Annotated in this window: 15 protein-coding genes, 1 tRNA gene and 1 pseudogene; 6 read left to right on the forward strand and 11 right to left on the reverse strand. The window is 46.8% G+C overall.

Annotation, left to right across the window (positions count from 1 at the left end):
* Nucleotides 1-20 precede the first annotated feature (20 nt).
* Nucleotides 21-821, forward strand: coding sequence for a DUF72 domain-containing protein (locus tag B9A14_RS02620; RefSeq protein ID WP_084663746.1), 801 nt, complete (start codon nt 21-23; stop codon nt 819-821).
* Nucleotides 822-893: 72 nt separating this feature from the next.
* Here the strand turns inward: B9A14_RS02620 and B9A14_RS02625 are convergent, their stop codons facing one another.
* Nucleotides 894-1,277, reverse strand: coding sequence for a YkvA family protein (locus tag B9A14_RS02625; protein ID WP_084663748.1), 384 nt, complete (start codon nt 1,275-1,277; stop codon nt 894-896).
* A 155-nt stretch (nt 1,278-1,432) separates the two neighbouring features.
* Here B9A14_RS02625 and B9A14_RS02630 point away from each other — a divergent pair, with 155 nt between their 5' ends.
* Complete coding sequence (locus B9A14_RS02630; protein WP_084663750.1) at nt 1,433-2,359, forward strand: coenzyme F420-0:L-glutamate ligase; 927 nt, start codon at nt 1,433-1,435, stop codon at nt 2,357-2,359.
* A gap of 158 nt (nt 2,360-2,517) precedes the next feature.
* Here B9A14_RS02630 and B9A14_RS02635 read toward each other — a convergent pair whose 3' ends face one another.
* The 5 genes from B9A14_RS02635 to B9A14_RS02655 all read right to left on the reverse strand — a co-directional run bounded on the left by B9A14_RS02635 (nt 2,518) and on the right by B9A14_RS02655 (nt 6,151).
* The gene (locus tag B9A14_RS02635) at nt 2,518-3,669 is read right to left on the reverse strand and encodes a tungsten cofactor oxidoreductase radical SAM maturase (protein ID WP_084663752.1); all 1,152 of its coding nucleotides are present in this window, start codon (nt 3,667-3,669) and stop codon (nt 2,518-2,520) included.
* Nucleotides 3,670-3,760: 91 nt separating this feature from the next.
* A complete protein-coding gene (locus tag B9A14_RS02640; RefSeq protein ID WP_084663754.1) occupies nt 3,761-4,135 on the reverse strand; it encodes a putative zinc-binding protein in 375 nt (124 codons plus the stop codon).
* Between the two features lie 15 nt (nt 4,136-4,150).
* The gene (locus tag B9A14_RS02645) at nt 4,151-4,396 is read right to left on the reverse strand and encodes a thioredoxin family protein (protein ID WP_084663756.1); all 246 of its coding nucleotides are present in this window, start codon (nt 4,394-4,396) and stop codon (nt 4,151-4,153) included.
* Nucleotides 4,397-4,540: 144 nt separating this feature from the next.
* Nucleotides 4,541-5,713: a permease gene (locus B9A14_RS02650; protein ID WP_084663758.1), complete on the reverse strand. Its 1,173-nt coding sequence runs from the start codon at nt 5,711-5,713 to the stop codon at nt 4,541-4,543.
* A gap of 57 nt (nt 5,714-5,770) precedes the next feature.
* Nucleotides 5,771-6,151 carry an ArsR/SmtB family transcription factor gene (locus tag B9A14_RS02655; protein WP_084663760.1) on the reverse strand — a complete coding sequence of 127 codons (381 nt, stop codon included), beginning with the start codon at nt 6,149-6,151 and terminating at the stop codon, nt 5,771-5,773.
* Between the two features lie 359 nt (nt 6,152-6,510).
* On the opposite strand from B9A14_RS02655, the gene arsB reads away from it, so the two are divergent.
* A complete protein-coding gene (gene arsB / locus B9A14_RS02660; RefSeq protein ID WP_084663762.1) occupies nt 6,511-7,593 on the forward strand; it encodes an ACR3 family arsenite efflux transporter in 1,083 nt (360 codons plus the stop codon).
* A 157-nt stretch (nt 7,594-7,750) separates the two neighbouring features.
* On the opposite strand, the gene B9A14_RS02665 is transcribed toward arsB, so the two are convergent.
* Together B9A14_RS02665 and B9A14_RS02670 are read right to left on the reverse strand one after the other, a co-directional pair.
* Nucleotides 7,751-8,005, reverse strand: coding sequence for a sulfurtransferase TusA family protein (locus B9A14_RS02665; protein ID WP_084663764.1), 255 nt, complete (start codon nt 8,003-8,005; stop codon nt 7,751-7,753).
* Complete coding sequence (locus B9A14_RS02670; RefSeq protein WP_084663766.1) at nt 7,992-9,206, reverse strand: YeeE/YedE thiosulfate transporter family protein; 1,215 nt, start codon at nt 9,204-9,206, stop codon at nt 7,992-7,994. Before B9A14_RS02670 ends, B9A14_RS02665 begins: the two co-directional genes overlap by 14 nt.
* A 309-nt stretch (nt 9,207-9,515) precedes the next feature.
* On the opposite strand from B9A14_RS02670, the pseudogene B9A14_RS17870 reads away from it, so the two are divergent.
* The 3 genes and pseudogenes from B9A14_RS17870 to B9A14_RS02685 all read left to right on the forward strand — a co-directional run.
* A pseudogene (locus tag B9A14_RS17870) lies at nt 9,516-9,986 on the forward strand (molybdopterin-dependent oxidoreductase); the annotation flags it as partial.
* Between the two features lie 258 nt (nt 9,987-10,244).
* Nucleotides 10,245-10,637: a DUF302 domain-containing protein gene (locus tag B9A14_RS02680; RefSeq protein WP_084663768.1), complete on the forward strand. Its 393-nt coding sequence runs from the start codon at nt 10,245-10,247 to the stop codon at nt 10,635-10,637.
* Between the two features lie 55 nt (nt 10,638-10,692).
* Nucleotides 10,693-10,950, forward strand: coding sequence for a tyrosine-type recombinase/integrase (locus B9A14_RS02685; RefSeq protein ID WP_084663770.1), 258 nt, complete (start codon nt 10,693-10,695; stop codon nt 10,948-10,950).
* Nucleotides 10,951-11,084: 134 nt separating this feature from the next.
* Here B9A14_RS02685 and B9A14_RS02690 read toward each other — a convergent pair.
* The 3 genes from B9A14_RS02690 to B9A14_RS02700 form a co-directional block, all read right to left on the reverse strand.
* Nucleotides 11,085-11,160: transfer RNA gene (locus B9A14_RS02690), tRNA-Ala, on the reverse strand.
* 187 nt (nt 11,161-11,347) lie between these two features.
* Entirely contained in the window at nt 11,348-11,830 is a 483-nt protein-coding gene (locus B9A14_RS02695; protein WP_084663772.1) for an AAA-associated domain-containing protein, read from the reverse strand.
* 64 nt (nt 11,831-11,894) lie between these two features.
* Entirely contained in the window at nt 11,895-12,644 is a 750-nt protein-coding gene (locus B9A14_RS02700; RefSeq protein WP_084663774.1) for an ABC transporter ATP-binding protein, read from the reverse strand.
* Nucleotides 12,645-12,657: the final 13 nt, after the last annotated feature.

Here is a 12,657-nt window from a genome sequence, read left to right on the forward strand (position 1 = left end):
AGTAAGGCTGGCTGAAAAATATGAAAACCTTGGGAGAGTTGAACGCAAAAATATACATCGGTACCTCTGGGTACAGTTACCGAGACTGGATTGGATCTTTTTATCCGCCGGGAATACAACAGGAGGATATGCTCTCTTATTACGCCCGGGAATTCCCTTTTACAGAGATCAATTTTTCCTATTACCGCCTTCCTTCCCCTAAAGTTTTTGAAAGTATGTTGCATAAAGTGCCGGAGAGTTTTCTTTTTACCGTAAAGGCCTTTCAAAGCTTAACCCACGAACGCGGGGATACAGTAAAACAAGACGCTATCAAGTTCCGTGAAGCTTTAAAGCCCCTTAGGCAGCAAAACAGGCTAGGGGCCTTGTTGCTCCAGTTTCCCTATTCCTTTCCCTACAATGATAGCAACCGATCATATTTGGCTTTTTTGCGGGAACTACTAGGCGACCTGCCCCTGGTGGTGGAATTTCGTCATAATAGCTGGCTCAAGGAAGCCACCTGGAATTTTCTTAAATCCTTGAGTATAGGGTATGTTTGCGTGGATGGTCCTAGGCTGGCAGGCCTAGTGGCTAATATAGTTAAAGTTACTGCTCCTGTGGCGTATGTACGTTTTCATGGTCGGAATGCTAATAAATGGTGGAAGCATGAGAAACCCTATGAACGCTACGATTATCTTTACTCGGAGAAAGAACTTGCAGAATGGGTACCCCGTATTTCTTTACTTTCCCGCCATTCATCTCGCATATTTGTGGCCTTTAATAACCATTTTGGTGCCCAGGCGGTATATAATGCCCGCATGCTAAAAAAGCTTCTCGCTTTATAGCTATTACAGTACTATCTATACATGGGTAGCCGATACCAAAGGTCCTTTAAATGTAACTGTGTAACAATGTAACTAACTACAAAACGCAATAACTATTGCGGCTAAGAGCAACCAAAACACTACAATAATTCCAGCAGCTATCCAATTTACAGGTTTATCCTGTAAGGCTAGCCGGGCTTTCTCGCGGCACTCGAGCATGACAAGTTGCGGGATCATCCTCAAAGCCAGGGCTACTCCTAGGGGGATGATAATCAAATCATCTAAATGACCAAGAACCGGGATAAAATCAGGTATAAGGTCCAGGGGACTAAAGGCATATCCCACCAGGCAGGCGGTGAAAAGCTTGGCGTACCATGGCACCCGCGGGTCCCGATAAGCTAGATATAAGGCATATATTTCTCCCTTTAGCTTCCTCGCCTGCTCCTTCCAAATAGTCCAAAACTCGCGTACTCTCATTTTTCCTCCTAATCTATCCCTTGTATTTTATGAGAGGTTCTGTCTACATTAATTATAACAACAAGATCGAAACCGAATAAGTTGGGACAGTAACAGTATAATGAAGAGGGTATTTTTACCTAGAGAAGGAGACAAAGAGAAGGAGGCAACAAATTATGGGTACTGTTGAACTCATAGGCCTTCCCCTTCCTGAAATCCATCCTGGAGAAGATTTGGCTTCCTTCTTGGTAGAGAGCGCAATTAGTGTCTGTGGGGGTTTACGGCCAGGCGACCTCCTGGTAGTAAGCAGCAAGGTTATATCTAAAGCCTTGGGTCTTATTGTCCCCCTAGCTGAAGTACAACCCTCCCCAGAAGCGAAACGCTTAGCTACTAAGACTGGCCTCGACCCCCGGTTTTTGGAGGTTGTATTGAAAAATAGCGAAGGAATAGTATGTGTTATACCTTTGCGGGTTTTAGCGGAAGAAGGGATTTTAGACCTGGCAAAACTTACTACCGAACCAGAAAAAGGGAAAGCCCTTCTAGAGCAATTCCCCTACGAAATTTTTGTTATCCGTCGGGGACAGATATATTCCAGTGCTGGGGTAGACGCTTCCAATCTCCCTCCTAACCATGTTAGCTTCCTTCCGCTGGATCTAGATATGGCAGCCCGCGACCTCAGGGAAAAGGTTTATAAATTAACTGGTTTTCTTATCCCTGTGGTGATAAGTGATACGGAATACACCCTAGGGCTAGGGAGCCAAGAAGTGGCTCGCGGTTCCTATGGGTTAAAGCCTATAGCAGGCAAATTTGGCCAGCCAGACAGGTTTGGCCGACCTAAATTCGGAGGTGCTGACTTGATAGTTCATGAACTGGCCTCAGCGGCTGCACTCCTTATGGGCCAGACCTCGGAAGGCATCCCTGCCGTGCTGGTACGGGGATTTAAATATGAGGCTGCTGAGGAGGGGATGGGAGATTACTGGTTAGGCGAAGCCAAGTTAGGAAGGATTGTGAAACTTATTTTAAGGGAATCTATTAAGGTGTTAGGATGGAAGTGGCTAAAGGGGGGCATAAAACTCCTTCTAATCCCTTCCAACATACTCTAGAATTTTCAAAGGCTTTCAGGGCACCTAAAGGTCTAAAATCCTCTAAAAACTAAGGTCAGGTGCGGAAGTAGGGAACCAAGGACTTGTGGTTTTTCAAAGACCACGTAAGAGTTTTTATACAAACCGGTCAGAGGGCTAATTAGGGGGACTGCCCCTAGTTAAGGACACTGAATTATATCTTGTGCCCAAAGACAATCGGCACAAGAAGGCTCATTACCCCAGCAATCGCAATTCTCGACTGGATAATCACAAGTGTAGGCCAGTTCGCAATCGACACAGGAAGGGAACCTGAACAACCTAACTTTTCCGCGGAACCTCACATATTCTTCCGAGGTCCAAAGAGAATACAGGCTGGAAGCCTTAAGATTCCCGAAAGAATACCTTTTTACCTCCTTGCGGCGACCGAAAACAAAGCATGAGTAAGAATGGGATAAAGGATAGCAAGGAACTACCTCCCCATCCCAAGTGACTACAGCTGAATACGAATTAACAAAGCGACAATTGCGGGCTGCCCCCCAGACCATCCTGGGCAATTTTATTGTTCCCCAGGTAAACCATTTTTTTGCTGCCGCTTCCCACACTATAGAAGCTATATCCACATAATTTCCTGGCATTAGACCGTGTGCCTTGGGTATCTTGCTTGCCGCAGGATAAGTATAAAGTATTTCCCCCATTGTATCGGCACTATAGGGCATTACATTAGTTACCAATAAAGCAAAGGCTCCCCAGCGGCTGGCCAGGCCAGGTAAGTTCTTAAGCTCATTGACATTACACTTCATAGCCACAAACTCCAGAACCAGACGCGGATGGATACTTTCATATTTCTTTTTGGCCCGATTTAGCGCCCGTATGCCCTCTTCCAACTGCCCAAGGGAACCGCCGCGAATAGCTTTAAAGCTTTTTTCGCTGGCACTGTCGCAGGAAACTATAATTTCCTCTACTCCAAGTTGGACCAGGTCTTGAGCTATGGCCGATAGATACTGCCCGTTGGAAGAAATTTTGATCTTTAAACCTTTCTTCCTGGCACACCTTATCATATCCAGAAGCCGGGGATGCAACAAAGGCTCACCGAAACCGCCGAAGTAAAGCCATTTCAATAAGGGAAAGCAGGGTACTTCCTCTATAAGTGCCTGGAACAGGTCGTAAGTCAAATATCCTTCAGCCTCATTCCAGGTGCGACGTACACACATGATGCATCCTGCATTGCAACGGTTGGTAACTTCCACATAAAGGCGCCGGAGATCGGGTAAACCCTGGTACAATATGGTTGCACCCTCGATTTCCTCTTTATAGACAGAGTGCTTAATCATAGCAATCCCACCATTTTTAACCCCGTGGCAACCAATTGCCTTAAAGCCTCTCGTAACCCGACATATTCTTCCCGAGCCCGTGGCCTTAAAACTAATACCCCAGGGATTCCTTCACTGCTTTTACCACGCGCTTAATTTCTTCATCCGTCCAGACAAAATCGTGGTGTTTTTTAACTCCCAATTGGGTTACCATAACGTAGTCCGTTACCGGAAAGCCAGAATGTTCTACTGTTTCTTTAGCACAAGCTATGGGACAGCCGTCAATAACTACGATCCTTTTGGCCACTTTGGTGGATTCCACAATGCTTTGCACATGGCCCCCAAGCCCGGCCAGGCAGAAAAGTTTGCCCACACCCTCTTGATCTAGCTTTATGGCTGCCTGGTTAGCTATTTGCCCTACGTTTGAGCCTCCGGCGCAAGGGAAAATCATAATTTCTGTCGGGTCGCAGGTGCACTTTTCCGCCATACACTTCTCTCCCCTTCATTGGCTCAATTCTTCATTAATCCATTTCTTAATCTCTTCTTTATCCGGCACCCGGCCGAAGACTTTAACTTTGCCGTTGATGACCAGCCCGGGTGTCATCATGACTCCATAATCAGTGATCTTGTTGATGTCCGTTACCTTTTCGACGTCAGCCGCCACACCCATTTCGACCAGAGCGTTTATGACATTTTGTTCCAGCGCCTTACACCGGACGCAGCCCGGACCTAAGACCTTTATTTCCATTATTTATCGTCTCCTCCTTCTCCATAATTTCCCTAGGCGGTAGCCCCTTCCCTCATGGCCCGCTGGGGGCCCACCATCTTTTGCGCTAATTCCCTTACGGATGCGGCCATAAATCCTCTGACCCCCCAAGAAATTTTTTCTTTTTTAACCGACCAGCGCCCCGAAAATCATACCCGTTAAGGTAGCCATTATGACCACCAGGGAAACATAGGCGAAGGTTTTTTTGAAGCCCAGGACGCTGTTAATAACCAGCATACTGGGCAGGCTCAAGGCCGGTCCTGCCAGAAGCAGGGCCAGAGCAGGCCCCTGCCCCATACCGGAACCCAGAAGCCCCTGTACAATAGGCACCTCCGTTAGAGTGGCAAAGTACATAAAGGCTCCCACAATAGAGGCAATGAAATTAGCCAATAGCCCATTGCCTCCCACGACCATGGATATATACTTGGCCGGGATTATCCCTGTATCCACGCCTGGTCTCCCCATAAGAAATCCGGCTACCAGTACGCCTCCAAATAGAAGGGGCAAAATCTTGATACTGAAATCCCAGGTGGAATCCAGCCAGGCAGACAGTTCTTCCCAGGTAAACCAGGCCTTTAAAATTATAGCCAGGGCTATGAGCAGGCCTATCACCAGATACCACTTTATGCTGTAGACCGCATACCAGAAACCTATCTTTTCCGCAGGTTTTCCCCAAGCGGCAAAGACGAGTATCAGAACCAGAACGAGGAAGTACAGCGTAGTCTGGCCTAAAGTCCGCCGGGGTTCCCCTCCTCCTTCAGGCATAAGCAACCCTTTGGCTCTCTCCTGTTCTTCTCCTCTGAAGAGAAGAGCTATGATTAGGCCGATAATTACCGAAAACAGGACCGCTCCCAGGGCCCTAGCTAGACCTATCTGCCAGCCCAGGACTCGGGCTGAAAGGATTATAGCCAGAACATTTATAGCTGGGCCAGAGTAAAGGAAAGCTATAGCTGGCCCCAGTCCCGCTCCCCGCTTATAAATACCCATAAACAGGGGCAGTACAGTACAGGAGCAGACGGCGAGAATAGCTCCCGAGACAGCACCTACCCCATAGGCCGTCACCTTGGGGCTATCTGGTCCCAGGTATTTCATTACAGCTTGGGAGGAGAGGAAGTTGCTTATGGCTCCGGCGATAAATAGGGCGGGCACTAGGCAGAACAGCACGTGTTCCCTGGCATACTCCTGTAGCATATAGAAAGCTTCAAGAATAGCACTCTGCATCCTGGGATGGTGGAAGGGTAGGAAGTAGGCGGCAAGGAATACGGCTACAATTAGCAGGAGTTTAGTTTGCTTGCTCATAGGAAGAGCGTCTCCTTTTAAATTAAGTTTAAAAAGCTGCATCAAATTTAAACTAAACTAAGTTCTATAGTTATTTTCTATAGGCGGGGGGCAAGAACTTAGTGCTTTACCGCTGGCTACGAAGGCTTCATAGCGCTCCCATTCTTCTTTCATCTGGGGGATGTTTTTGATGGGAGTAGCCCAAAATATTTCTAGTCCCCTCTGGCATTTATCCCACACCTCCTTGACCAACCGGTAACGTACACGCTGGCCTTCTTTTTTTTCCTCCGCCAGGCCGATGGCCTTCAATCTTCTAAGGTGCTGGGATACAGTGGGTTGGGCGATGTTCATTACTGCTACCAGTTCACAAACGTACATATCGCGCTCTAAAAGGAATTTAATTATTTTCATGCGAGTAGGATCGGCTAGGACTTTGAGATATTCTGTTAATTGCTCCATACTTTTTCTCTCCTTCTGTACTTTTATATTCTTTTTTCAATATTATTATATTGCTATATGCCTATATAAATTATGACTCGAACCTTCTAAGCTGTCAACCTTTCTTGTAAGAAAAGCCATTCCCAATATTCTACGTCGACGTTACTTTGGTTAGAGCGGAGTTGAAGTGAGGTTGAAGCGGAGTAAAAGCGTAAGGCCCCCAAGAAGGCTACCGCCAGCAGCTCCTTGACAAAGAGCAGCTTGACAGAGAGCAAAAAGTAAAATAATATATAAGCAAGTATTTATATAAAAAGCAACATACTATCTACAAAGGACCAACAGCCAAAATAGCAGTCTAAAAAGGGGGGTCAAAATCGATTATGCCCAATAGTCAAGCTATAGCCCGTCTTTCCTTGCTAGATCGCTTTCTTACTCTATGGATCTTTTTGGCCATGGCCTTTGGCGTAGGCCTAGGTTATTTCGTACCCGAAGTGGCTACTGCTTTAGATAAGCTTTCTATAGGCACTACTTCTATCCCCATAGCTATAGGCCTTATTGTTATGATGTACCCTCCATTAGCCAAAGTAAAATACGAGGAGATGGGCAAAGTTTTTAAGAATAGTAAGGTATTAACCATCTCCCTCCTCCAAAACTGGGTAATCGGCCCTATCTTGATGTTTATCCTGGCCATAATCTTCCTCCGGAATTATCCTGAATATATGGTAGGGCTGATACTCATAGGGCTGGCCCGCTGTATCGCCATGGTTATCGTGTGGAACAGCCTGGCTAATGGTGACAGTGAATATGCGGCCGCTCTCGTAGCCCTTAATTCCATCTTTCAGGTGGGGTTCTACTCTATATATGCTTATATCTTCATTACTGTATTACCCACTCTCATAGGGCTTAAGGGTATGCGTGTACAGGTATCCATTGGAGAAGTAGCCACCAGTGTAGCCATCTACCTAGGCATCCCCTTTGTAGCTGGCTTTCTTACCCGGCGGATACTTCTGCCCGCCAAGGGTAAGGAATGGTACGAAAAGGTGTTTGTACCCAAGATCAGCCCCTTAGCTTTAATAGCTTTGCTCTTCACTATTGTGGTCATGTTCTCCTTAAAAGGCAACTATATTGTTAGCCTGCCCATGGACGTAGTGCGGGTAGCTATACCCCTTATTGCCTACTTTGTAGTGATGTTCTTGATATCCTTTTTCTTAAGCATGCGCCTGGGAGTAAATTACGCCCAGACCACGACCCTCTCTTTTACAGCCGCCAGCAACAACTTTGAGCTGGCCATAGCTGTGGCTGTGGCCGTTTTTGGCATCAATTCTGGCCAGGCCTTTGCTGCGGTAATCGGCCCCTTAATTGAAGTGCCGGTTATGATCGGCCTGGTGAATGTGGCCCTAGCTTTTTCGCGTAAATATTTTACCCCTACAGGAGAGCCTAAGACAGCGAGCAACAAGGAATAAAGCGTGGTATAAGAGCAGATTTTTATGTGAGTAGCACTACTTCCGTCGTGTGGGGGTCAAATAGGGAATCAAAGGGGAACACGGGAGAGAGTTCTTTCAGAGAAAACCCAGCCCGCCGCAAGCTGCTGGGCTTAAGCTCAGCACTAGTAGGCAATGCTCATTTTTCTATTCTAATCTTCCACTCTCCACTATTTAAAGAAGTGACTTCCCCGACAGCACAACCCTTGCTTTTAACCAGCTCAGGTACATCTTTCGTCGCAGCAGGACAGTCTACTATAAGGTCCAGAAGGCTTCCCGGCGGTAGTTTTTCCAAAAGCAATTCTACCGCATATTTCGGATACGGGCACATCCACCCTCGCATATCAACTTGGTAATGATTATTATCTATTTTTACTGGCTTAAGCTCTCTCATGCTTCCCTGCCTCCACCCAGAGGATAAACAAATAAAATACCAGTAAAAACGTATAGACAAATGCCAGCGCACCGCCCCAACCGAGTATATCGGGCAAAAATACAGGTTTACCGTACAACCATCCCTGCCCGACCTTCTGGCCATAAAGGTGTACCCAGGCTCCAGAAGTTAACATGCCACTTAAAATTGCTATCCAGGAACGGGTATATCCTTCGCCGCTGCGTACCAGGATCCCAAGACCGCAACCCCCTGCGAGAACCATCCCGATTCCGAAGAGGAAGCCACCCATAATGTTATGCCACCCTACCGGCCCAGGGTTGAAGCCCTGTCCCTTATGAAGGGCAAAGCCCAGGGCACCAACAGCCATGCTCAACAAAACCCACTTCATGACCTTACCGTCACGGCTGATCAAGATTTCCCGAAAAGCAGCAGTAAAACACAGGCGCGAGCGCTGAGTGATGAGTCCAACAAGTACACCAAATAAAAAGAGACCTCCGTGCTTAGGCATTCCCAGGAAATAATAAACTAGAACGATAGCGAATATAAAACCAAACACTATTAGTCCTCGCGTCGTCTGTCGAGACGCTATTTGCGGTATTATAGGTTTCGCCGCAAACGCTCGAGTAAAATCCACATTTTGCAGAGCTTTGCGCATCTGGTGCTGTAGGATTTTGCCTCCTACAAAAGCTCCTAGCAGAAGACCTATAGCAGCCAACGGCCCGCGCAATGAAAAAGTCATGGTAGCCACCCAAAATCCCCCCAAATTACATGACGGCAACAGGACGGTGCCGAGACCCATTAAAATGCCACCAACAGCTCCCCAAAGATAACCCTGCCAGTCTTCTCTCCGTATTTTAAATTCACGTGCTAATAGGGCTGTACCCAAGGCGCCTAAGATAATGCCTATATTAAGCAAACTGGACTTGTCCTTAAAAATAGGGATTAACGGGTTAGAGGCAAATGGGCTTTCAGTGTTGAGCCCTAGTAAATTGTAAATCCAGCTTCCCCACATGGCCATTGTAGGAAAGGTACCTAGGGTGCGGGCGGCATATATAAACATAAAAAAATTGACAAGGGACAGGGCGAGGGCCCCTACTCCTAAAGGCCAGGGTTCAGTAAATAGCCGCAACAAAACTTCCTTTAAAGAATTTCTCATGTAAACCCATCTACTCATAGGGCACATAACTATTTTACTTTTCAAGAAACTTTTCCCTCCTCCGACTGGGTATTTACTCTGACATTATTTTCGTTGTTACTTTATAAAATCCTACTATGCTATGTATTCCATTTTGGAATGTTGCTTAACAAAAAGGCCTACCAACTTTAGGCTAATAATTAGATAGTTGTCGACATATCTCTTGGTTCGGCCGCTCCATGCCATTTATGGTCGGAACTTTAGGTGGCTCAGGGACGACGGCTGGGACGAGGTTAGTAGGCTAGGGGTGCAGATTATAGGCGTATTAGGAATTTATTTCGGATAATTGAACCCTAGCGCACAAATAGGTGGGTAACCCCCAAATCAGGTTATTGGACCAACAAGTCCAAGTTCTTTATTAGCCTTCTTAAGGCTTGGTATAGTGATACGGTAAGAACCATTCTCACATGATGTTCTTCGAGCACATGCTGCAGGGCAAAATCAAAGGTTTCTTTGCCTGGGGGCAAAACCCAGTAGTTGGTGGTCCCAATGCGGAGATGGAGTGTAAGGCGTGAAAAACTGGATTGGTTGGTAGTTATTGATCTTTTCGAAACGGAAACAGCATCTTTCTGGAAAGCACCAGGGGTAAACCCACAAGAGATCAAGACGGAGGTCTTCCTCCTGCCTGCGGCTGCTTCGTACGAGAAATCAGGAAGTATCACCAATAGTGGTCGGTGGATCCAGTGGCGCTACCAAGCTATTAAACCTCCGGGCGATGCTAAGAGTGACCTCTGGATTGTCGACCGGCTATTTAAAGCGGTACGGCAGGTGTACGAGACGGGCGGTATAAGAAATAGTGCCTCCCGAAGTGTCAGCCAAGAACCCCTTTATCATGCTTCCTGAAGGACAGGGGTGACTATTTGTTGCGGCCCCACTACCCACCGGTGATGGCATGAGCAGGTTTACGGCCACCTTAACAATATCATAGACGCATCATACTACGCTCCTTGTTATTGACAGCGAATTATAGCAGTAGTATTATAGTATTAGGTTGATAAAACAAAATTCGTAAAACATTGTCAAGTACAGACGGAGGGATTAACCATGGAACAGCAAGACCTCAGCTATACCGTAACTACTGCCAAGGATTTTGAGGCTGCCGTCAAGGCCGTAGAAGAGGCTGCTGCCACCCAAGGCATGAAGGTCCAACACGTCCATGACGTCCAGGTCACCCTTAGGAGTAATGGATATGCTTCCGATCCCTTAAAGATCATCGAAATCTGCAACGCCCGCTACGCCCACGAAGTCCTGGCGAAGGACATCCTTATCAGCCTGATGATGCCCTGCAAAATCAACGTTTACGTCCGGGATGGTAAGACCTATATTAGCGCCCTCCGGCCAACGCTGCTGGCTCAATTCTTCCCCCACGCTGAACTAAAGGAAGTAGCTAATCAAGTAGACGCTAAAATTAGAGCTATTGTGGATGCAGCCCGATGAAGCAAAAAATGAACCTATAATTGGCAAGTAATGCTCGACTGACTGCCATGAACCATTGATATTAACTGCAAGATTTTACGAATTGAGGAAAAAGGCAGGTTTACAAGACGTAAACCTTCACGCCTTACACCATACCTATGCTACTCGTCTCCTGGAGCTCGGTGAGGATCTTAAGGTGGTACAAGAATTGTTAGGGCACAGCAGGATAGCCGTTACTGCTGACACCTATGCTCATGTATCGCCAAAATTAAAACGGGATGCCGTGGCCAAGCTCGATGGCATGTTAACACCAAAGAAAATACCCTCCGCTTAACGGAGGGCTCTCGAAACCCAATACGAACCGCCAGGGTTACCTGGCGGTTAAATTTTACCTTCCCTCCGGGCCCGGTTGCAGTAGAATTCATTCTTTGAAGTACTGCCCGGATCCCCGGAGGCCTTGAGATTCTTTGGTGGAGCTAAGGGGATTCGAACCCCTGACCTCTTGAATGCCATTCAAGCGCTCTCCCAACTGAGCTATAGCCCCACGTGCAACACTTATTATATAGAGGAGAGTGTCGGTTTGTCAAGAGAAAAAAGCTTCTGAGGTTGTAGATAGGCCAGAGAATCATTCTTCACCCCGGGTGGGTATCCACCAACGTAGTATCTAAGTGGCTAGAATCTTTGGGAGATGGGATACCCACCCGCAAGGGAATCCTTCCTTATTTCGCTTTTTACTTTACCTGCTCTAAATAAAGACGTTCGCTCTGGGGATCGTAGGAGATAACCTCTGCAAACCGGCCCCAATCTACAATGGTCTTAAAAAGCTGTTCTGCATCTTCATCAGACATGCTCTGCTCGAAAAAGTCCACTAGCTTTTCCCGCCTAATACTACGCTTGCCTGTTGAGTTTAGTAAGCGAAATACTTCCTTAAAAACTTCTATACCTTCTAATTGACGAGCTAGTATAGCCTTTCGCCCGTTTATATCTGCTGCTAGGAGATTTTTACCTACTTCGGTAATAATAATATCTCCATCGCTTATCTTTACTAATCCTAACAGCACGGCGGCTTCAATGACTGGTTCAATATCATCTAGCTCTAGGGAAAGACCCCTAGCTAGCTTGAAAATATCCTCTCTTCCCTCAGCGTCCTCTAACATCTCCAGAAGCCCCAATACCATCCCTATACCCACAGGGGGTAGAGGCACAACGTCCACAGATTTTTGCCCTCCCTTTTGCCGCCTGCTCTTTTTACTTTTTAAATATTATTATACCAGCCTTCTAGAAGAGAAGCGAATAAATTTTATCCACTATAGCTGCAAAAGCCTGATCCCTCATATTGCGGGGGCGCGGTAATTCAATTTTTATATCCGCCAAGATCCGGGCTGGTCTTTTGGAAAGCACAATGATTCTGTCGGCCATGAACACAGCTTCCTCTATGCCATGGGTCACCATCAGCACCGACTTAACCGGTAGAGTAACATCCAGCCACAGATCCAATACTTCCTCCCGTAAGTTCTGGGCGGTAAAGGCGTCCAAGGCGGAGAAAGGTTCATCCATACATAGGAGTTCTGGGTCCATGGCCAAGGCCCTGGCGATACCCACCCTCTGTTTCATTCCCCTGGAGAGTTCTCGCGGGTACGCTTCTTCAAATCCATCGAGCCCTACTTTATCAATATATTTACTAGCTATCTTTTCCCTCTCTGGCCGGGGGACTCCTTTGGCCTCCAGCCCTAAAGCTACGTTTTCCTTTACGGTGAGCCAGGGGAATAAGCCGAAGGACTGAAAGACAATGGCTATTTTATCCGTGACCCCATTAATTGGCCTGCCGCGATAACGGATCTCACCTTGAGTCGGCCGGTCCAGCCCGGCTATCATCCTTAGAAGGGTACTTTTTCCAGAACCCGAGGGTCCTACCAGGCATACAAATTCACCTTTATTTATAGTAAAGGTAATATCATTTAGCACAGTCAAGGAACGGGTAGCATCTTTATAAGTTTTATATACGTGTTCAACTTCTAGTAACGCCACCTCCTACACCCCC

Source organism: Thermanaeromonas toyohensis ToBE (assembly GCF_900176005.1).
GTDB lineage: Bacteria > Bacillota > DSM-521 > Neomoorellales > Neomoorellaceae > Thermanaeromonas > Thermanaeromonas toyohensis.